Origin of the sequence: Cellulomonas fimi (genome assembly GCF_012952065.1) — a bacterium.
GTDB lineage: Bacteria > Actinomycetota > Actinomycetes > Actinomycetales > Cellulomonadaceae > Pengzhenrongella > Pengzhenrongella fimi_A.
The window spans coordinates 81,569-102,699 of the sequence record NZ_JABCJJ010000002.1; the positions used below are offsets into that span (position 1 = coordinate 81,569).

General features: G+C 72.6%; 15 protein-coding genes. 7 read left to right on the plus strand and 8 right to left on the minus strand.

The annotated features are described in order from the left end of the window. The first annotated feature begins 12 nt into the window (after positions 1-12). Positions 13-4,989, plus strand: coding sequence for an ExeM/NucH family extracellular endonuclease (locus HIR71_RS01920; RefSeq protein WP_169322926.1), 4,977 nt, complete (start codon positions 13-15; stop codon positions 4,987-4,989). Positions 4,990-5,106: 117 nt separating this feature from the next. Continuing rightward, positions 5,107-5,910, plus strand: a complete 804-nt coding sequence (locus tag HIR71_RS01925; protein ID WP_169322927.1) for an exodeoxyribonuclease III — start codon at positions 5,107-5,109, stop codon at positions 5,908-5,910. Positions 5,911-5,923: 13 nt separating this feature from the next. Here HIR71_RS01925 and HIR71_RS01930 read toward each other — a convergent pair whose 3' ends face one another. The 7 genes from HIR71_RS01930 to HIR71_RS01960 all read right to left on the minus strand — a co-directional run bounded on the left by HIR71_RS01930 (position 5,924) and on the right by HIR71_RS01960 (position 13,665). Then, a complete protein-coding gene (locus tag HIR71_RS01930) occupies positions 5,924-7,123 on the minus strand; it encodes an ABC transporter permease (protein WP_169322928.1) in 1,200 nt (399 codons plus the stop codon). After that, on the minus strand, positions 7,120-7,917 hold the full coding sequence (locus HIR71_RS01935) for an ABC transporter ATP-binding protein (RefSeq protein WP_169322929.1): 798 nt from the start codon (positions 7,915-7,917) through the stop codon (positions 7,120-7,122). The genes HIR71_RS01930 and HIR71_RS01935 overlap by 4 nt, the downstream gene beginning before the upstream one ends. Beyond that, entirely contained in the window at positions 7,917-8,951 is a 1,035-nt protein-coding gene (locus tag HIR71_RS01940; protein ID WP_169322930.1) for an efflux RND transporter periplasmic adaptor subunit, read from the minus strand. Before HIR71_RS01940 ends, HIR71_RS01935 begins: the two co-directional genes overlap by 1 nt. A gap of 199 nt (positions 8,952-9,150) precedes the next feature. After that, complete coding sequence (galK, locus tag HIR71_RS01945) at positions 9,151-10,446, minus strand: galactokinase (RefSeq protein WP_169322931.1); 1,296 nt, start codon at positions 10,444-10,446, stop codon at positions 9,151-9,153. 33 nt (positions 10,447-10,479) lie between these two features. After that, positions 10,480-11,640, minus strand: coding sequence for a P-loop NTPase (locus HIR71_RS01950; RefSeq protein ID WP_211373671.1), 1,161 nt, complete (start codon positions 11,638-11,640; stop codon positions 10,480-10,482). 74 nt (positions 11,641-11,714) lie between these two features. Then, complete coding sequence (locus HIR71_RS01955; protein WP_169322933.1) at positions 11,715-12,314, minus strand: DUF1003 domain-containing protein; 600 nt, start codon at positions 12,312-12,314, stop codon at positions 11,715-11,717. Continuing rightward, positions 12,307-13,665, minus strand: coding sequence for a magnesium transporter MgtE N-terminal domain-containing protein (locus HIR71_RS01960; RefSeq protein ID WP_169322934.1), 1,359 nt, complete (start codon positions 13,663-13,665; stop codon positions 12,307-12,309). The genes HIR71_RS01955 and HIR71_RS01960 overlap by 8 nt, the downstream gene beginning before the upstream one ends. A gap of 106 nt (positions 13,666-13,771) precedes the next feature. Here HIR71_RS01960 and HIR71_RS01965 point away from each other — a divergent pair, with 106 nt between their 5' ends. Together HIR71_RS01965 and HIR71_RS01970 are read left to right on the plus strand one after the other, a co-directional pair. Beyond that, positions 13,772-14,539, plus strand: coding sequence for a YflT domain-containing protein (locus HIR71_RS01965; protein ID WP_169322935.1), 768 nt, complete (start codon positions 13,772-13,774; stop codon positions 14,537-14,539). Positions 14,540-14,629: 90 nt separating this feature from the next. Beyond that, positions 14,630-17,962: a type ISP restriction/modification enzyme gene (locus HIR71_RS01970; RefSeq protein WP_169322936.1), complete on the plus strand. Its 3,333-nt coding sequence runs from the start codon at positions 14,630-14,632 to the stop codon at positions 17,960-17,962. 167 nt (positions 17,963-18,129) lie between these two features. Here the strand turns inward: HIR71_RS01970 and HIR71_RS01975 are convergent, their stop codons facing one another. Beyond that, positions 18,130-18,639 carry a hypothetical protein gene (locus tag HIR71_RS01975; RefSeq protein WP_169322937.1) on the minus strand — a complete coding sequence of 170 codons (510 nt, stop codon included), beginning with the start codon at positions 18,637-18,639 and terminating at the stop codon, positions 18,130-18,132. Between the two features lie 397 nt (positions 18,640-19,036). Between HIR71_RS01975 and HIR71_RS17330 the strand changes: the two genes are divergently transcribed. From HIR71_RS17330 to HIR71_RS01990, 3 genes are all read left to right on the plus strand, one after another. After that, a complete protein-coding gene (locus HIR71_RS17330; RefSeq protein WP_169322938.1) occupies positions 19,037-19,459 on the plus strand; it encodes a type ISP restriction/modification enzyme in 423 nt (140 codons plus the stop codon). A gap of 40 nt (positions 19,460-19,499) precedes the next feature. Next, the gene (locus HIR71_RS16620; RefSeq protein WP_169322939.1) at positions 19,500-20,210 is read left to right on the plus strand and encodes a DUF6318 family protein; all 711 of its coding nucleotides are present in this window, start codon (positions 19,500-19,502) and stop codon (positions 20,208-20,210) included. A gap of 275 nt (positions 20,211-20,485) precedes the next feature. Continuing rightward, complete coding sequence (locus tag HIR71_RS01990) at positions 20,486-21,109, plus strand: PKD domain-containing protein (RefSeq protein WP_169322940.1); 624 nt, start codon at positions 20,486-20,488, stop codon at positions 21,107-21,109. The last annotated feature ends 22 nt before the right edge of the window (positions 21,110-21,131 follow it).

The following is a 21,131-nucleotide window of genomic DNA, read 5'->3' on the forward strand; positions in this document are numbered from 1 at the left end:
CGGGAGCGACGCATGCACGGAGTGACGGGTCTGGCACAGAGGGCAGGCGCCGTCACGGCGGCTGCCCTCACTGCTGTCGCGGTGGGCTTCGCGGGGGTGGGACCGGCAGGGGCGGCACCGTCGCCCACGAGCCAGGTGATCATCAACGAGGTCTACGGCGGCGGAGGGAATTCCGGCGCCACGTTCAGGAACGACTTCATCGAGCTGTACAACACCGGTGACACGGCGGTCGACGTGTCCGGGTGGACCGTGCAGTACGCGTCCGCGGCGGGGACCTCCTGGACGACGACGCCCCTCACCGGCTCGATCGCTGCCGGTGACCACTACCTGGTGCAGCAGGCGGCCGGCACGGGCGGGTCCGAGGACCTTCCGGCGCCCGACGTCGTCGGCTCCCTCGCGATGGGCGGCACGGCCGGGAAGGTCGCGCTCGTCTCGAGCGGCGCCCGGCTCGCCGGCTGCGGCGTCGACTGCTCCGCCGACGCGTCCGTGGTCGACTTCGTCGGCTACGGAACGGCCAACGACTACGCCGGCGCGGGGCCGGCGGTCGGGGCGTCGAACACTGCCTCGGTCGCGCGCACAGGCTTCGTCAACACCGCCGACAACGCGGCCGACTTCACCGCGGGCACGCCGACGCCGGGCGCCGAGCCCGAGCAGCCAGGTGATCCGACGCCGCTCACCATCGCCGAGATCCAGGGCACGGGCGCGGTGAGCCCGGTCGTCGACACCCCCGTCATCACCGAGGGCGTCGTCACCGCGGCCTACCCGACCGGCGGCTTCTTCGGCTTCGTCATCCAGACCCCGGGCACGGGCGGCGAGACGGACCTGTCGACGCGCACCGGCTCCGACGCCCTGTTCGTCTACCAGCAGAGGGGCGGCGCCCCCACGGTCGCGATCGGCGACCGCGTCCGCGTGACCGGCACGGTCGCGGAGTTCAACGGGCTCACGCAGGTCGTCGTCCCCGACGCGACCGGCTACGAGGTCCTGAGCGACCAGGCCGAGCCGGTGGATCCGGTCTCCGTCCCGTGGCCGACCACGGACGCGGACCGCGAGAAGCTCGAGTCGATGCTGTTCGCGCCGGTCGGTACCTACACCGTCACCAACACGTTCGCCACGCACCAGTTCGGTGAGGTCGGCCTCGCGTTCGGGGACACCCCGCTGATCCAGCCGACCGAGGTCGCGGACCCGCAGGACGCGGCCGCCGTCGCCGCCGTCGCCGCCGACAACGCGGCTCGCCGCGTGACCCTCGACGACGGCGCCTCGACCAACTTCACGAGCTCGGGCGGCGGCCAGACGCCGCCGTACGTCTCCCTCACGAACCCGGTCCGCGTCGGTGCGCCGGCGACGTTCACCACGCCGCTCATCGTCGACTACCGGAACAACGTCTGGAAGCTCAGCCCGACCTCACAGGTCACGCCCGGCAACGAGACCGTGACCTTCAAGAACACCCGGACCCCGGCGCCCGACGCCGAGGCGCTCGGCGCGGCCGACCTCACGGTCGCCGCGTTCAACGTCCTCAACTACTTCACGACGCTCGGCGTCGACGTCCCGGGCTGCGTCCCGTTCGTGGACCGTGAGGGCAACGGGACCACGGTCGACGAGTGCGAGACCGAGAACGGCCCGCGCGGTGCGTGGGACGCGGCTCAGCTCGAGCGTCAGGAGGCCAAGATCGTCGCGGCGATCAACGCCCTGGACGCCGACGTCGTCGGGCTCATGGAGATCGAGAACTCGGCGGTGGTCGACGGCGCCGACGCGGCCGACGAGGCGCTCGCCACGCTGGTCGACGCGCTCAACGCCGCGGCCGGCTCCGAGACGTGGGCCTACGTGCCCTCGTCGACCGAGCTGCCCGACCCGTCGGAGCAGGACGTCATCACCAACGCGATCATCTACCAGCCGGCCGCGGTCGAGCGGGTCGGCGACCCCCGCGCGCTCGGCGAGCTGAGCGGGACCGGTGAGCCGTTCGTCAACGCCCGCGAGCCGATCGGCCAGGCGTTCGCCCCTGCCGACGGCGGCGAGCCGTTCTTCGTCGCCGTGAACCACCTCAAGTCCAAGGGCTCGCCGGGCCCGCTCCCGGGTGACACCGACCAGGGCGACGGCCAGGGCAACGCCAACGCGTCGCGCGTCGCGCAGGCCACCGCTCTGCGCGACTGGGTCCCCACCGTGCTCGACGACTACAGCGAGCCGATCACGGACGTGGCGCTCGTGGGCGACTTCAACTCCTACACGCAGGAGGACCCGCTCCAGGTGCTCTACGACGCGGGGTACACCGACGCCGCCACGGCGCTCGGGGTCCCGGGTGAGTACTCGTACAGCTTCCAGGGGATGTCGGGTTCGCTCGACCACGTGCTGCTCAACGAGGGCTTCCTCGCCCGCTCGACGGGCGCGGACATCTGGGAGATCAACGGCGGCGAGGCGCTCGGGCTCGAGTACAGCCGGTACAACGCGACGGGCACGATCTTCTACGCGCCCGACCCGTACCGGTCGTCCGACCACGACCCGGTGGTCGTCGGTCTCGCGGCGAACGACACGGTGGCGATCAACCTGCTCAACATCAACGACTTCCACGGCCGGATCGACGCCAACACGGTGAAGTTCGCCGGGACGGTCGAGCAGCTGCGCGCCGAGGGTGGCGAGCTCAGCACGCTGCTCCTCGGGGCCGGGGACCTGATCGGCGCCTCGACGTTCGCCTCCGCGATCGCGGCGGACCAGCCCACGATCGACGTGCTCAACGCGCTCGACCTCGACGCCTCCGCGGTCGGCAACCACGAGTTCGATGCCGGCCTCGCGGACCTGACGGACCGCGTGATCGCGGACGGCACGAACGCGGAGTGGGCGTACCTCGGGGCGAACGTGTACGCGGCGGGGACCACCGACCCCGTGCTCCCGGAGTACGCGCTGTTCGACATCGACGGCGTGACCGTCGGGGTCATCGGGGCCGTCACCGAGGAGACGCCGTCGCTGGTGCTCCCGGCCGGGATCGAAGGCCTCGAGTTCGGTGACCCGGTCGCGGCCGTGAACCGGGTGGCCGCTGCGCTGACCGACGGCGACGTGACCAACGGCGAGGCGGACGTGCTCGTGGCGGAGTACCACGAGGGCGCCGCAGCGGTCACGCCCGGCATGACGATCGAGGAGGCCCTCGCCCGGGGCGGCACCTTCGCGGAGATCGTCAACGAGACGTCGCCCGAGGTCGACGCCATCTTCACGGGCCACACGCACCAGGAGTACGCGTGGTCGGCACCCGTCCCGGGCGAGCCGAACGCGACCCGTCCGGTCGTTCAGACGGGTCAGTACGGCGAGAACGTCGGCCAGGCCGTCCTCACGGTCGACCAGTCGACGGGCGACGTGCTGTCGCACACCCAGCGCACCGTCGACCGCACGACGGTCGACGACGCGACGCTGGCCGCCACGTACCCGCGGGTCGCGGAGGTCAAGTCCATCGTCGACGCGGCGCTCGCAGACGCGGCGGAGGTGGGCAACCAGCCGGTCGCCTCGGTGACGGCCGACATCACGACGGCCTTCGCAGGCGGCGCGTACACCGGTCCCGGGAACACCTACGCGGGTGGCACGCGTGACGACCGGTCGTCGGAGTCGACTCTCGGGACCCTCGTGGCCAACTCGCTGCGGGACTCGCTCGCCGACCCGGCCCGGGGCGGCGCGCAGATCGGCGTGACGAACCCGGGTGGTCTGCGCGGGGACCTGTTCTATGCTCCCGACGGCGTCGTGACCTACGCCGAGGCGAACGGAGTCCTGCCGTTCGTCAACAACCTCTGGACCACGACCCTGACGGGGGCACAGTTCAAGGTGCTGCTCGAGCAGCAGTGGCAGCGCGACGTGAACGGGAACGTCCCCACGCGGGCGTACCTCCAGCTCGGCCTCTCGGACAACGTGTCGTACACGTACGACCCGTCTCGTCCGGAGGGTGACCGGATCACCAGCATCACGGTGGACGGCGCACCCATCGACCCGGCCGTGGGCTACCGCATCGGCGGTCCGAGCTTCCTGCTCCAGGGCGGGGACAACTTCTGGGTCTTCCAGGACGGCACCGACACGCGCGACTCGGGTCTCGTCGACCGCGACGCCTGGATCGAGTACCTGGCGCAGAACAGCCCGGTGAGCCCGGACTTCGCGCGCCGTTCCGTGCAGGTCACCGGTTACCCGGCCGAGGTCGAGGCAGGGCAGGAGCTCACCTTCGGTGTGGCCAAGCTCGACCTGACGTCGCTCGGCAGCCCGGCCAACACCGAGCTGACAGCGACGTGGGAGGGCAGCGCGGCGCCTCCGGTGACCATCCCGGTCGCGAACGGTGCAGCGACGGTCACCGTCACGGTCCCGGCCGACGCGGTCGGCGCCGCCACTCTCGTCCTGGTCGCTGCGCCGTCGGGCACGAGGGTCGAGCTGCCGTTCACGGTCACGGAGTCGGTCCAGCAGACGACGACCGCGCTCGCCCTCTCGGCGACGACGGTCACCTACGGCACCGCGGTCACCGCGACGGCCACGGTGACGGGTGCGGCGTCCGGCGAGGTCGAGTTCACCTGGAACGGGTCGAGCGTGACGGTGGCGCTGGTGGACGGGGTCGCGACGACCACGCTGCCGGACGACCTCGCGGTCGGGACGTACCAGGTGGTGGCCTCGTTCCTCGGGACGGACGACGCGGGGCCGAGCACCTCGGACCCGGTCGAGCTGACCGTCGAGGGCATCGCCTCCACCGTGGACCTGAAGCTGGCGCCGTCGACCACGTTCCCCGGGCTGGGCGCTCTGGCGCTCGTCAACGTCCGCGCCGGCGGGGGCCGGGCCGACGGCACGGTCGAGGTCGCGGTCGACGGCACGGTGGTCGAGACGCGGGAGCTGCGCTTCGGGCTCGCCCTGGTGCGAGTGCCGGGCAACCTCTCGCCCGGGAAGCACACGGTGACGGTCACCTACCTGGGTGACGACACCACCGCGCCCTCCTCGGACTCGGCGACGCTCACGGTCCGGAAGTGGCCCTGGCAGCGCTGACGGCGTGATCGCCTGACGAGCTGAGCCCCGGGGCCCGCACCCCGGGGCTCAGCCGTGCGCGCCGGTCCTGAGCAGGGGGAGCCGCGGCGGCCGCGCGTGTCGGTGCGGTGGGGGAGGATGGAGCACGTGCTGACGATCGCCACCGCCAACGTGAACGGGATCCGCGCCGCTTTCCGACGGGGCATGGACGGGTGGATCGACGATCGCAAGCCGGACGTCCTGCTCCTCCAGGAGGTGCGCGCGCCCGACGAGGTGCTGAGCGTGTTCCTGCCGAGCGGCTGGGACCTGGCGCACGAGGAGTCCGAGCTCAAGGGCCGGGCCGGCGTCGGCATCGCCTCGCGGCTGCCCATGAGCGCGATCCGCATCGGGCTCGGCAAGGACGTCCCGACCAACACCGGGCGGTGGGTCGAGGCAGACCTCGAGCTGCCCGCGGGCGGCACGCTGACCGTCGTCTCGACGTACCTCCACTCGGGCACGGTCGGTACCCCGTCGATGGACGAGAAGTTCGCGTTCCTCGACCTGGTCACCACGCGCCTGGGCGAGCTCGCGGCACAGGGCGGGTACGTCGTCGTCGCCGGTGACCTCAACATCGCCCACCGCAACGTCGACCTGAAGAACTGGAAGGGCAACCTGAAGGCGGCCGGCTTCCTGCCCGAGGAGCGCGCGTACCTCGACCGCTGGTTCGACGAGCTCGGCTGGTGCGACCTCGGCCGCCGGCTCGGCGGCGAGGGTCCCGGCCCGTACACGTGGTGGTCCTGGCGCGGGAAGTCGTACGACAACGACGCCGGCTGGCGGATCGACTACCAGCTCGCGACGCCCGCGCTCGCCGACCTCGCGCGCACGGCGGAGGTCGACCGCGCGCCGTCGTACGCCGAGCGCTGGAGCGACCACGCGCCTCTCGTCGTCACCTACGACCTCTGAGAGACCAGGCCCGTCAGTAGCGGATCGCGTCGATCACCTTGACGCGCACCGCGACGATCGCGGGGATCAGGCCGGCCAGCGCCCCGACCGCCGTCGCGCTCACCATCCCGACCACCGCGGCGGACGTCGGGAACGGCGGCACGTCGTCCAGCGGTGTCCCGAAGATCTGCTCGATCGGGATGTTCTTGATGACGACGATCGCGAGCATGACCCCGACGGCCCCGGCGACCGCGGTCGCCACGACGGACTCCATCAGCACGCCGAAGAAGACCCGCGCCGACGTCGCGCCGAAGCTGCGCCGGATGCCGATCTCCCGGATGCGGTACCGCACCGTGACGAGCGAGATGTTGACGAGCCCGAGCCCGCCGAGCAGGAGCGCGACCCCGCCGATCCCCGTGATGACCCAGCGCACCCCACCCTCGAGCACGTCGAAGCCCTCGCCCTGCTGGTAGACCTCCGCCCGCGTACCGGGCAACGCCGCCTGCAGGTCACGCCGGACCAGACCGGTGAGCTCGTCCGCCAGCTCGGGCGGTACCCACAGGCTCAGCGAGGGCACCACCGGACCCCACATCGGGTCGGGCGTCGCCCAGCGGGCGAAGTGCTCGGAGAGCATCATCACCGTCGGCCCCTCCTCGGCCCAGGAGTTCTTCAGGACGCCGACGACGGTGCTCCGCACGGGGTCGTCGCCGCCGAGCACGACGGTCACAGGGGCGCCGAGCTCCTCGACCCCGAGCTGCGCGAGGAACGTCTCGTTGACAACGAGGGCGGGCGCGAACCGGTCGACGTCGCTCGGTACGAACCACGACCCCTGCACGGGCTGGATGCGACGCATCGCGCCGTAGTCCACGTCGACGACCTGCGCCTGGACCTGCTGGGCGCCCGTCGGGAACCGGAAGATCAGCTGCGTGAACAGCTCCCGGCTCGCGTACTCGATGCCGTACCGCTCGACCACCCGGGTGAACTCCGCGTCGTAGGTTTCCGGCGAGGGCGTGGTCGATCCCGTCGGCCAGGCGCTGACCATGAGGGTCGTCGCGCGACCGCCGAAGCGCTCAGCCTGCTCCGTGAAGACCTGGTTCATCATCTGCGCGGCCGCGGTGATGCCGGTGATCGCCGTGACGGCGACGGCGACGCCGATGAGCGCGAGCAGCACGCGGACCTTGTGGATGCGCAGCTCGTCCCAGGCCTCGACGACCGCGCCGACGACGCCGGTCATGCCGGTGCCTGCGTCGGCGTGGACGTCGACGTGAACGTGGAGGGGACAGCGTGCTGCGGGCTCGAGACGGGCCGGTCGCCCACCCACTCGGTGACCTGCCCCGGAGCGCCGAGCGTGATGGGGTGGAGCGTGCCGTCGGCCAGGCGGTAGTGCCGCTGGGCGCGCGCGGCGACGGCGAGGTCGTGCGTGATGGCGATCAGCGCCGCGCCGGTGTCCGACGCGATCTCGTCGAGCAGGGACATCACCTCGCCGCCGGTGTCCACGTCCAGCGCACCCGTCGGCTCGTCGGCGAGGATCACGCGCGGGCGGCGGACGAGGGCCCGCGCGATCGCCACCCGCTGCTGCTCGCCACCCGAGAGCTTCTCGGGCATGGTGTCGAGCCGGTCCCCGAGCCCCACCCGGTCGAGGATGTCCGCGGCGATGCGGAACCGTGCCCAGAACGCCCGTCCCCGCGCGTACATCAGGGGAGCGGCGACGTTCTCGAGCGCGGTGCGCCCGGGCAGCAGGTTGAACTGCTGGAAGACGAACCCGAAGTCGTCGCCACGGCGTCGGGCACGGGCGCGGGGCGACAGACGCCCGATCGGGGTCCCGTCGAGCACGTACTCGCCGGAGGTAGGGCTGTCGAGCAGCCCGAGGATGTTGAGCAGCGTCGACTTGCCGGTCCCGGAGCGGCCGACCACCGAGACGTGCTCGCCCGCGTCGACCGACAGCGTCACGCCCCGGAGGATCTCGAGGACCCGGTCGTCGGGGAGCCGGACCGAGCGCGTGACGCCGGTGAGCTCGAGGAGGGCCATCAGCCGCCCATCCCGAACATCTGGCCGCCGTCGCCCATCGCGGGGTCGACGACGTCGCCCACCGGGATGAACTGCAGCACCTCGTCACCCTCGGCCAGGCCCTCGGTGACCTGCACGACCTCGCCGTCCGTGAGGCCGAGGCCCACGCGGCGCTCCTCCTGCGTGCCGTCAGCCGTGACCACCCAGACGTTGCCCGCCTGCACCGATCCCTGGACCGCGGTCACGGGGACGACGAGCGCCCCCTCCGCGAACCCGTTGGTGATCGCCAGGTCGGCCCCGAGCCCGGCGAACGCCGTGACCCCGGCGGGGACGGCGCACGTCACGACGCCGGACGCGCTCGCGACCGGCTGCCCCGTCATCGGGTCGACCTCTCCCTGGGGGCCGGTGCTGTCCGCAGGCGCGGCCCCGATCCGCAGCCCGGTGCACGTGAACGGGGCCGGGCCGCCGCGCAGCGTCACCTCGGCCTCGCCCGGCGCACCTACCAGCCGGTACTGCTGGTCGGGCGTCAGGGTGCCGCTCACCGACAGCGTGCCGGGGGAGACCGAGCCGACCGGGTCGCCCACGGACACGGTCTGGTCCTTGAGGACGGCCAGGGTCAGGGTTCCCGCGACGGGCGCGGTGACCGTCTCACGCTTGATCCGCGGCTTGTTCTCGCGGACGGTCTGCTCACCCGTCTCGCGGTCGGTCGTCACCGTGGGCTCGACCGGGGTCTCGAGCGTGATCTCGAGCAGCGGGGTGCCCACCTCGACGACCTGCCCCTGCGTGGCGAGCAGCTTGGACACCGTGCCCGCCATGGTCGCCTTCGTGGTGACCGCGGGATCGGCGACCACGGACCCCTGCACGGTCACGGTGTTGGTGATCGACCCCGTCTGCACCGCGACGGTCGGCTGGACCACCTGCCCGGTCGGCTGGAGCGGGTCGGACCCGCCCGCGACCGACGAGCCGGAGAACGCGATCTTGACCAGCGCGAGCGCGATGACGGCCCACAGGATGATGCGGATGACGGGGAAGACGATCCTGCGGGTGACGCCCACTGCGCGCTCCTCGGTCGCTGCGGCGCGGTGGGATGCGACGAGCCCCCCGCTGAGATGGTCGGACGCTACTACGGATCGCGTAGTAGCGGAACACCTCGACGCGCGTGTCGCACGACGGTGTGGTAATGGCGCGACGCGGCACGCCCACCCTCGGCCGGGCGGCGGACGCGTCGGCTTCTCGGCCGGATGACCCGATCCGCTACCGGGTCCGTCCCGCGGGCGCCGAGGCGAGCGCGACCAGGAACGCGGGGGCCGTGAGCCGCTGGAGGCCGAACGCCTCCGCGACGGCGCCCGCGACGGCATCGACCTGGTCCACCTCGACGAGCGCGATCGCGGACCCGCCGAACCCGCCGCCCGTCATGCGGGCGCCGAGCGCACCGGCGGCCCGCGCGCTGTCGACGACGAGGTCGAGCTCGCCGCTGCTCACCTCGTAGTCGTCGCGGAGCGAGGCGTGCGAGGCGTCGAGCACCGGTCCCGCGTCCCGGATGCGGCCGGACTCGAGCAGGCCCACGAGCTCGGTGACCCGCGCGATCTCGGTGACGACGTGACGCACCCGGCGACGGACCACGTCGGCCGGGAGGGCGCCGTCGGCCAGCCGGGCCAGCGCGTCGTCCAGCCCGGCCGGGTCGATCTCGCGCAGCGTCGCGACCCCGAGCTGCGCCGCCGCGTCCTCGCAGGCCGTCCGGCGCGCGGCGTACTGGCCGTCGGCGAGCTGGTGCGACGCTCGGGTGTCGACCACGAGCAGCGCGAGCCCGTGCGGGGCGAGGACGAACGGGACGTGGCGGGTCGTGTGGTCGCGCGTGTCGAGCAGCAGGGCGTGCCCGGCCCGCGCGCGCAGCGACGACGACTGGTCCATCCCGCCGGTGGGTGCGCCCGCGATCTCGTTCTCCGCCCGGATGCACGCCGCGGCCAGCCGCGCGCGCCCGGCGTCGTCGCCGCCGAGACCGAGGGTGAAGACCTCGTCGAGCGCGACCGCCACCGCGCACTCGAGCGCCGCCGACGACGACAGACCCGCCCCGTATGGCACGCACGAGTCGACGGCCGCGTCGAACCCGCCGACGTCGTGCCCGTCCGCGGCCAGCGACCACGCGACCCCCGCGGCGTACGCCGGCCAGCCGTCGACCGTGCCCGGACCCACGTCGGCGAGCGGCCGGCTCCACAGCTCGGCGTCCGCCTCCTGGGCCGAGGTCAGGCGGACGACGGCGTCGCTCGGGCCGGCCCCGGTGCCGTCGCCGGTGCGCCGCAGGGCGACGTACGTCCGGTGCGGCAGGTTGATCGGCAGGCACAGGCCGCCGTTGTAGTCCGTGTGCTCGCCGATGAGGTTGACGCGCCCGGGGGCGGACCACACGCCGTCGGGCTCGGTGCCGAACCGCCCCCGGAAGAGCGTCGTCGCCCGTCGGGCACCCTCGTCGTCGTCCCAGGCCGGCAGCCACTGCGGCGTCACGTTCACGATGTATTCCTCCGGGCGGTCGATGGCTCGCCCAGTGTTCCCCATATCGACGCGGCGCTCGCGGTGAGGCCGGCGCCCTCAGCGGCCCACCGGGGAGAGGCCGAGCGGCCTGCCGGCGAGCCCGCGGGAGCGCGTCGCCAGGCCGCGGGCGACGCCGCGCAGCGCGACGGCGGCCGGCGAGTCCGGCGCGGAGAGCACGACCGGCTCGCCCGCGTCCCCGGCCTCGCGCAGCGACACGTCGAGCGGCACCTGCGCGAGCAGCGGCACGGTGCTCCCGGTGAGCCGCGAGAGGTTCGCCGCGACGGTCGCGCCGCCGCCCGAACCGAACACCTCGAGCCGCGACCCGTCGGGCTGCTCGAGCCACGACATGTTCTCGACGACGCCGACGACGTGCTGCCGCGTCTGCAGCGCGACCGACCCGGCCCGCTCGGCGACCTCGGCGGCGGCCACCTGCGGCGTCGTCACGACGACGATCTCCGACGACGGGAGCAGCTGGGCGACCGAGATCGCGATGTCTCCCGTCCCCGGCGGCAGGTCGAGGAGCAGCACGTCGAGGTCGCCCCAGAACACGTCCGCGAGGAACTGCTGGAGCGCGCGGTGCAGCATCGGCCCGCGCCACACCACCGGCTGCCCGGCCGGCACGAACATGCCGATCGAGATCACCTTGATGTCGTGCGCCACCGGGGGAAGCAGCATGTCGTCGACCCGGGTCGGCGGCAGCGTGACGCCCAGCATGCGCGGGATCGAGAAGCCGTAGACGTCGGCGTCGAGCACCCCGACGCGGAGCCCGTCCGCCGCCATGGCAGCGGCGAGGTTGGCCGTGACCGACGACTTGCCGACACCGCCCTTGCCCGACGCGATCGCGTAGACCCGGGTCAGCGACTCCGGCTTCGAGAACGGGATCACCGGCTCGGCCACGCCGCCGCGCAGCATCGACCGCAGCTCGGCCCGCTGCTCGGCGCTCATCACGCCCATCGCGACCTGGACGGCGTCGACCCCGTCGAGCGGGGCGACCGCGGCCGTCACGTCCCGGGTGAGCGTGTCCTTGAGCGGGCAGCCCGCGGTCGTGAGGTCGAGGCCGACCGTGACCAGGGTGCCGCCCGCGCCGTCGGACCCGACGTCGACCGAGCGCACCATGCCGAGCTCGGTGATGGGTCGCCGGATCTCGGGGTCCTGGACGGAGCCGAGCGCGGTGCGGACGGCGGCGGTCAGGGCGGCGTGGTCGACGACGGGGGGCATGGCGCCCATGGTAGTTCGCGACCCCGGCGCCCCGGGCGCCCCTGATCCGCGGCCGGCCCCGGGCGGGCCGTCGGTCAGGACCCGGTGCTGCGCCGCCCCCGGGACCTGACCGGCGCCGGTGTCGGCTCGCCGCCGTCCCTGCGCGCGCGCTCGTCGCGGCGGTCACGTGCCTCGCGGCGCGCGCCGTCGTCGTCGTCCGTCGCGTCCGGGTCCGGCGTCAGCTCCTCGAGCAGGTTCCGCAGCTCGCCCCGCACGAAGTCGCGGGTCGCGACCTCACCGAGGGCGATCCGCAGCGCGGCCATCTCGCGCGCGAGGAACTCGGTGTCGGCGAGGTTCCGCTCGGCCCGCTGCCGGTCCTGCTCGAGCGAGACGCGGTCCCGGTCGTCCTGCCGGTTCTGGGCGAGCAGGATGAGCGGCGCGGCGTAGGAGGCCTGCACCGAGAAGAAGAGGTTGAGCAGGATGAACGGGTAGGGGTCCCACTTGAGCCCCCACAGCCCGACCACGTTGATCGTCACCCACACGATGACGAACAGCGTCATGTACACGAGGAACGTGCCGGTCCCCATGAACCGCGCGAAGGCCTCGGCGACCCGGCCGACGGCGTCGGGGTCGCGCTTGAACCTCGGCACCCACCCGCGCCGCGTCTCCTTGGGGGTGTCGAGGCGCTCAGCCACCGCGCCCCCCCGGCTTCGTCACGGTGCTCGTGCCGGTCACGGTGCTCGGCCTGGTCACGGCGCTCGTGCCGGTCACCGCGGCCTGCACGACGCCGGCGTCCACCTCGTCGTCCGTCTCGCGCCAGTCCTGGGGAAGCAGGTGGTCGAGCACGTCGTCGACGCTGACCGCGCCCAGCAGCCGCTTTTCCGCGTCGACCACCGGCAGCGCCAGCAGGTTGTAGGTCGCGAGCAGCCGCGTCACCTGCAGCAGCGGCGCGTCCGCGGTCACCGCGTCGATGTCGGAGTCGACCAGCGAGCCGATCGACTCGTGCGGGGGCTCGCGCAGCATGTGCTGCAGGTGCACGACGCCGAGGAAGCGTCCCGTCGGCGTCTCCGCCGGCGGGCGGGTGACGAACACCATCGACGCGAGCGCGGGCGTGAGGTCCTTGCGGCGGACGTGCGCGAGCGCGGCGGCGATCGAGGTCTCGGGGGGCAGCACGACCGGCTCCGTCGTCATGAGCCCGCCCGCCGTGTTCTCCTCGTACGCGAGCAGGCGGCGGACGTCGCGCGCCTCCTCGGGCTGCATGAGCTCGAGGAGCTCGGTCTGCTCGGCCTGCGGCAGCTCGCCGAGGAGGTCGGCGGCGTCGTCGGGCTGCATCGCCTCGAGGACGTCGGCGGCGCGACCCCGCTCGAGCCCGGAGAGGATCGCGACCTGGTCGTCCTCGGGGAGCTCCTCGAGGACGTCGGCGAGCCGCTCGTCGTCGAGCGCGCTGGCCACCTCGAGCCGCCGGGTGCTGCCGAGGTCGTGCAGCATGTCGGCGAGGTCGGCCGGCTTGAGGTCGTCGTACGTCGCGAGCAGCAGGGCGGCGCTCTGGGTGGCGGCGCCCCGCTCGAGCCCGGTGACCGCCCCGACGTCGACCACGAGCGTCTCGCCTCGGCGGCGCAGCAGGCCCCCCTTGCCGGTCACGTGCCGCCGGACGAAGAGCTGGGTGACGAGCCAGTCGCCCGAGCGCTGCTTCTCCATCGCCAGGTCCTCGATCGAGGCGCTGCCCGAGCCGTCCACGAACTCCACGGTCCGGTCGAGCAGCTCGCTCACGGCGAGCGTCTCGGTCGCGCGCTGCTCGAACCGGCGCATGTTGAGCAGGCCCGTCGAGATGACCTGGCCGGCGTCGACGCTCGTCACGCGGGTGAGCGGCAGGAAGACGCGCCGGCGCCCGGGCACCTCCACCACGAGGCCCACCGCCCGGGGGGGCTGCTTGGGCCGGAAGAGCACGACGACGTCGCGCACCCGCCCGACCTGGTCACCGAGGGGGTCGAAGACGGTCGTCCCGGCGAGGCGCGCGACGAACACCCGGGTCCCTGCGCTGCTCACGCGGCCAGCCTAGTGCCCGTGCCCCGGGCGCAGCCGGACCCGCCCGGCACGACCGGCGGGCTCCGAAAGCCTGGCGGAGGCCTCCCGGGTGGGGGAGGATCAGCCCATGTCGTTCACCCGAGGGGCCCGCGTCCCGGCCACACCCACGTTGCCCAAGGGCGAGACGGTCGCGACCTACAACGCCTACCTGGACGCCCAGCGCGCGGTCGACCACCTGGCCGACAAGCAGTTCCCGGTCCAGCTCGTCACGATCGTCGGCACGGACCTGCGCATGGTCGAGCGGGTCACCGGCCGGCTGTCCTACCCCCGCGTCGCGGTCGCGGGCCTCGCGTCCGGCGCCTGGTTCGGCCTGTTCGTCGGCCTGCTCCTGCTGATGTTCTCGACCGGTGGTGCCTCCTTCCCGCTGATCGCCGCGATCCTCATCGGCGCGGCGTTCGGGATGCTGTTCTCGGTGATCACGTACTCGTTCACGGGGGGCAAGCGCGACTTCACGTCGGCGAGCCAGATCGTGGCCGGGGCGTACTCGGTGCTGTGCGCGCCCGAGCAGGCCCACAAGGCGCGCGCGCTGCTCCAGGAGATCGGCGGGACGGTCTCGGGGTGGCCGGGCTCGGCCCCGACGCCGGTGCCGAGCCCCACCGCGCCGTCCGACCCCACCGCCGCCTACCCGGTGCAGCCGCCGGCCGGCCCGGTCCCGCCGACCGCGTCCCCGACGACGCCCCCCGTGCACCCGACGACGCCGCCGCAGCCGGGCCAGCCGAACCCGCCGGCGAACCAGCCGACGCCGACGAACCAGCCGACGCCGACGAACCAGCCGACGCCGACGAACCAGCCGACCGAGCCGCCGACGCAACCCCCGGCGTCGTCGCAGTCCTGACCCCGCCGCAGTCCTCGCGGGAGGCGACCTTCGCCGGGAACGTCGGAGGCCCGCGCTAGGGTCGGGCCACCGACGACAGGAGGTCCGGGCGTGTCGAGCACGCGTGCAACTGGCTGGCTCGACGACGCGGTCGCCCAGTTCGGCGCCACCTGCAAGGACAAGCTCGCCGGCCCGGGCGACCGTGAGGCGACGATCCGTTCCCCGCTCGAGGCGCTGCTCGGCGCCGCGGGCGACGCGCTCGGGGTCCCCGCCGTCTTCCACGACGAGGTCCGGGACACGGTCCGCCAGGTGCGCCCCGACTACGGCGTGAGCGTGAAGGGCGCGATCACGGGCTACGTCGAGGTCAAGGCGCCGGGCAAGGGCATCGACCCGGCGACCTTCACCGGGCACGACCGCACCCAGTGGCAGCGCCAGCGCGACCTTCCGAACCTGCTGTACACCAACGGCACGGACTGGCGCCTGTACCGCGACGGCAGCCCGGTCGGGACCCCGGTGCGCTTCGATGGCGACCTCGGTTCGGCGGGCGCCGCGCTGACCGCCCCGGCCGAGTTCGAGACGATCCTCACGAACTTCCTGCGGTGGGAGCCGGCGCCGATCACGTCGGTCGGTGCGCTGGTCCGCGCGATCGCCCCGCTGACCCGGCTCCTGCGCGGCGAGGTGCTGGACCAGCTCGCCGTCGAGCAGCGCGCCGTGGCTGCCGGCGGCGACGAGTGGGACCAGCCCTTCACCGGCCTCGCGCGGGACTGGCGCGCGCTCCTCTTCCCGCAGGCCGACGACGCGACGTTCGCCGACGGCTACGCGCAGGCGGTGACGTTCGCCCTGCTGCTGGCCCGCACGGAGGGCATCGACCTGACCGACGCCGCGCTGCACGAGGTGGGCGCGCGCCTCGGGAACGAGCACTCCCTCATGGGCAAGGCCCTCCAGCTCCTGACCGACGACGTCGCGCGCGACTTCAAGGTCACCCTCGACCTGCTGGTACGCGTGGTCGGAGCGGTCGACTGGCCGCGGGTCCGCAAGGGCAAGCGCGACACGTACCTGCACCTGTACGAGGACTTCCTCGAGCAGTACGACAACGACCTGCGCAAGCAGTCCGGCTCGTACTACACCCCGCGCGAGGTCGTCGAGCACATGGTGCGCCTGACCGAGGAGGCGTTGGTCACGCGGCTGGGAAAGGCCGACGGCTTCCGCGACCCCGACGTGCTCACGGTCGACCCCGCGATGGGCACCGGCACCTACCTGCACACCATCCTCGAGCGCGTGGCCGACGACGTCGCGGCGAGCGACGGTCCCGGGGCGGTGGCCGGGGTGCTGGGTCAGGTCGCCGAACGCCTGGTCGGCTTCGAGCTGCAGATGGGGCCCTACGCGGTGGCCGAGCTGCGGACGACCGACCTGCTCGCGACGCACGGCGCGAGCGCGCCGCCCGGCGGCATGCACCTGTACGTCACCGACACCCTCGACGACCCGCACGCGGCCGAGAGCCAGATCGGCTCCGGCCTGCACCTGATCGCGCAGTCCCGCAAGAAGGCCAACGAGGTCAAGGCCAAGGCGGATGTCACCGTGGTGATCGGGAACCCGCCGTACAAGGAGCTCGCCGTGGGCGACGGCGGCTGGGTCGAGTCAGGCAGCAAGGCGCATGGCAAGACGGCGCGAGCGATCCTCGAGGACTTCTACGAACCGGGTGCCGGCCGCTTCAAGGCGAAGCTCAAGAACCTGTACGTCTACTTCTGGAGATGGGCCACCTGGAAGGTGTGGGAGTCCACGCCGTCGGACGCCGACGGCGACGCCGGGGTTGTGTGCTTCATCTCCACGTCCGGTTACCTCACTGGCCCCGGGTTCACCGGCATGCGGCGGTACCTACGCGAGCACGCAAGTGAAGGCTGGATCATCGACCTCACGCCTGAGGGCCAAACCCCCGACGTGCCGACCCGAATCTTCCCCGGCGTACGGCAGCCCTTGGCGATCGGCTTGTTCATCCGCCGCCAGGACACCGACCTGACCCTGCCGGCAGCGATCCGCTACCGGTCGCTCACCGGACGCCAGGCGGACAAGTTCGCCGCCCTGGGTGAGGTCTCCCTCGACGGCGACGGCTGGCTCGACGCACGCACGGACTGGACCGCGCCGCTCACGCCATCGGCGACCAGCGGTTGGGATGAGCATCCTGCCGTCTCGGACCTGTTTCCGTGGTACTCACCAGGCGTGTTCCCGACCCGCGGCTGGGTCTACGGGCCGAGCGCCTCCGTCCTCGTCGACCGGTGGGTTCGACTGCTCACCGAACTTGACGCCACTCGCCGGTCGGCGTTGTTCAAGGAAGGCCGGGACGCCAACCTCTCCAAGGGGCGCGCCCCTCTGGCGGGCGCCGACACACATCGGACCACGACACTCCCGCTCGCGGACGACCGGACGACTCCCGCGAAGCCCATCCGTGTGGGGTATCGGTCTTTCGACCGGCAGTGGGTCCTTCCCGACCCCCGTGTCATGGACATGCCCCGACGCGACCTCTGGGAGGCCCGTGTACCCGGCCAGGTGTTTGTCTCGGAACTGCACACCGAGACGATCGCTCGTGGCCCGGGACTCACCTTCACGGCGCTCATACCCGATTTCCACGCATTCAAGGGCTCGGGCGGCGGCCGCACCCTCCCCTTCCTGCACCCGGACGGCACGCCCAACCTCGCGCCAGGCCTCGTCGCGGCGCTTGCCGCAGCGCTCGAACACCCCGTCACCGCAGCCGACGTGCTCACGTACGTGGCGGGCGTCGTCGGACATCCGGCCTTCACCCGGACCTTCGCCGACGAGCTGACCACCCCCGGCATCCGGGTACCCCTCACGACCGATCCCGGCCTCTGGTCGGAGGCGGTCGCCCTCGGGGAGCAGGTGCTCTGGCTGCACACCTACGGGGAGCGGTTCGCCGGCCCGGACCGCCCGGCCGGGTCGGTCCGCTTCGCGCGCGGGGACGCGCGCCAGCCGCTGTCTCGGACCGCGATCACCGGGCTGCCCGCGACGATGACCTACGACCTTGCGCGCGGGGTCGTCGTCGTCGGAACCGGCGAGCTCGGGCCGGTCGTGCCCGAGGTGTGGGACTACGCCGTCGGCGGCAAGAACGTGCTGAAGTCGTGGTTCAACTACCGCAAGGCCGAGCCGGGCGGCAAGAAGACGTCGCCGCTCGACCACGTGCACGTGGACGCGTGGGACCCGGACTGGACGACCGAGCTGATCGACCTGCTCACGGTGCTGACCCGCCTGGTCGGCCTCGAACCGGCGCAGGCCGACCTGCTGGAGCGGGTCGTCGCCGGTCCGGTGCACACCCTCGACGGCCTCCGCGCGGCAGGCGTCCGCTGGCCGACGACCGCCGCCGACCGTCGCCCGCACCGGGGTCTCGGCACGCAGGACCCGGCAGGCAACCAGCAGGCCGCGCTCGACCTCTGAGCATCGGGAGATGCAACCGTCCTGCGCGACCATCACCCTCGACCACCAGTCGCGCGCCGACCGGCTCGGTGCGGACGCCGAGCGGCGACCCGGAGAACCGTGGACGGCCGACGATGTCGAGCTGATCGCCGAAGGCGATGGCTGGAGAGGCATGACTCGACGCCGGATCAGCTCGCCTGGTACTCATCCAGTGCCCCGGTAAGGCTTGCCCGGTCGAGATACATCGTCGTCGACAGAATGAGCGACCGCTGTCGGACCTCACGGTAAGAACCGATGACGGGGAGGAGAATGATCCGGCGAAGGCCTCGCCGCTCGGCGGTGCGCAGCGCTTCGGCGTTCCTGCGCTCGGGAGAGAGGCCGAAGTTCCGCTGCGCATCCGTCACGGGTCGTCGAGCCACCGCCTTCCAGTGCCGCAGCGCGTCGAGGTCGATGCCTGCCGTCCCGTGCTGGAGCCCCCAGAAGTTGGCCCCCTCTGAGGTATGAGACGCCCCCTCGTCGCTCGTTGCCTGATCCCACATGCGCTCCCACACACTCTCGATACCAAGCCATGCCGGGCGTTGGGACGCTCCCGGATCCGGGGCAGGATCACAGGGAGGAAGGTCTCGTCGGGCGTCCAGTCCCCAGGCGCTCCTGAGGAAGAGGAGTTCGAGGAGGTCATTCGGGACGTCGATGTTCACTGCGGACCTGCTCCTTCTGGTCGAAGCGGAGCCGGCAGTGCCCAGCGGCGGCCGCGGACGGTCCGCCGCTGGGCCCATCGGCCTAGTAGATCGCCTCAGTGTCGATCGGTCCGAGCGAACTGCACACAAGCCCGTTTGCAAGCACGGCGTGGCCAGTGACCTTCACCGTGTGGAAACCACCGACGGCGACGTTCCCGTAGGCGTATCCCGACCACGCGGAGGCGAGTCGCAGAATGCCACCCCAGGTGTGGGTGCGGTGGTAATTGGGCCCGATCACGTTCGCGTACCAGTTGTACTGGACCGAGGCCCGGACCGCCCGGCCGGGTCGGTCCGCTTCCCGCGCGGGGACGCGCGCCAGCCGCTGTCCCGGACCGCCATCACGGGCCTTCCGGCGACGGTGACCTGCGACGCTGCGCGCGGGGTCGTCGTCGTCGGCACCGGCGAGCTCGGGCCGGTCGTGCCCGAGGTGTGGGACTACGCCGTCGGCGGCAAGAACGTGCTGAAGTCCTGGTTCAACTACCGCAAGACCGAGCCGGGCGGCAAGAAGACGTCGCCGCTCGACCACGTGCACGTGGACGCGTGGGACCCGGACTGGACGACCGAGCTGATCGACCTGCTCACGGTGCTGACCCGCCTGGTCGGCCTCGAACCGGCGCAGGCCGACCTGCTGGAGCGCATCGTCGCGGGCCCGGTGCACACCCTCGACGACCTCCGCGCGGCAGGCGTCCGCTGGCCGACGACCGCCGCCGACCGTCGCCCGCACCGGGGTCTCGGCACGCAGGACCCGGCAGGCAACCAGCAGGCCGCGCTCGACCTCTGACCGTCCGGTGCGGTGAGGCGGCTGTGGTGGGCGTTCGCACGTGACCGACCACAACGTCGTGAGCGTTGTCCACAACGACGGCATTCGCCCGAATTCGCGGCACCCGAGACTGTACGGTCTCGCGCAGGACTGGCGGAGACAGGCGAGCGGGGGCGGCAGGATGCGCGTGCGGGGTTGGAAGCTGGTCGGAGCGATCGTGGTCGGCACGACGATGCTCACCGCGTGCACGGCAGCCTCGGACGCCACCCCGTCGCCGACGCCCACGGCGGCGGCCACGTCCCCCGAGCCCAGCCCGAGCCCGACGGCGAGCGAACCTCCCGTCGCGAAGCCGGAGCGTCCGGCCGAGATGGACCGCACGGACGAGGTCGGGGCGGCGGCCGCCGCGGAGTACTTCCTGAGCCTGTACGCGTACGTGATGCAGACCGGCGACTTCGCCGAGTGGGACGCGATGTCGTGGGAAACCTGCGGGTCGTGCGCGCGTGTGCGGGAGTCTGCGACAGCGATTGCCGCTGCGGGGGATCGATACCTCGGCGGTGCGATCATTGCGACGCGCGCCGATGTCCTCGAGAAGGACGAACTGATCGGTGGCTACCCGGTCGATCTGACCATCCGGCAGGAGCCGTCGAAGCGCGTGAACGCCAACGGCGACGTTCTGAGCGACAATCCCGCGATCGGAGGATCCGCACGGGTCGACGCCCTTTTCGAGTCGGGACGCTGGGTCGTGCTCGCCTTCTCTTCGGAGGCCAACTGACTGTGACGGCGCTCGCCATTCGATTCACACTTGTCTCGTGGCTCGTGATTGCTGCGTCACTCTCGGGCGCCTTCTCCGCGGGCGCGGTTCCCTCTGGCCCTGCTCCGGAAGATTTCTGGGCCACGACTGCCGATGACGACCATGTGCTCGTGGGTGGTGAGCGGGCAACCAGTTCGGAATCCAATCGGGCGACGGCAGCCGCGATCCAGCAGGAACACCGACGAGTTCCCCTCGGGATGTGCAGGGCCCTACCGAGTGCGGCTGCGGATGGCGCGATGGCGCAGCTGTGCGCCGACTTCCTGGGCGCCGGTGGGGTGGTGGCGCCGTGCCCGGACGGGCAGGCTCGCACCGATCCGGTGCTGCGCCGCACCGTGGACCCGGCCAGCGCGACGGGGTTCACCCCGTGGAACCTGGTCGACGTCGGCGGGTGCACGGCCCCGGTGGACCTCGGCCCGGCGGTGGCGGCGGAGTTCCAGCGGCTGCCGCTGACGCCCTCGACCCTGTCCGTGCAGCCGCCGAACGGGTGGACGCTGGTGAACATCGACACCCTGGCCTACACCGACGACGCGACCCAGACCCTGACCGCGACCGTGCTGGGCACCCCGGTGCTGATCCGCGCCACCCCGGCCCGGTTCGCCTGGGACTTCGGCGACGGCACCGACCCGCTGGTCGGCACCGACCCCGGCCGGCCCTACCCGGACGCCACCATCGGGCACACCTACCGGACCGCAGGCACCCGGCAGATCACCCTGACCACCACCTGGACCGCCGACTACCAGCCCGCCGGCACCGGCGGCTGGACCCCGGTCACCGGCACCGCCACCACCGTCACCACCAGCCCCCCGCTGACCGTGCACACCGCTCGCGCACGCCTCGTCGCCGACCCGCTGCCCGACTGAGCCGGGCTGCCGGGCCAGGCCA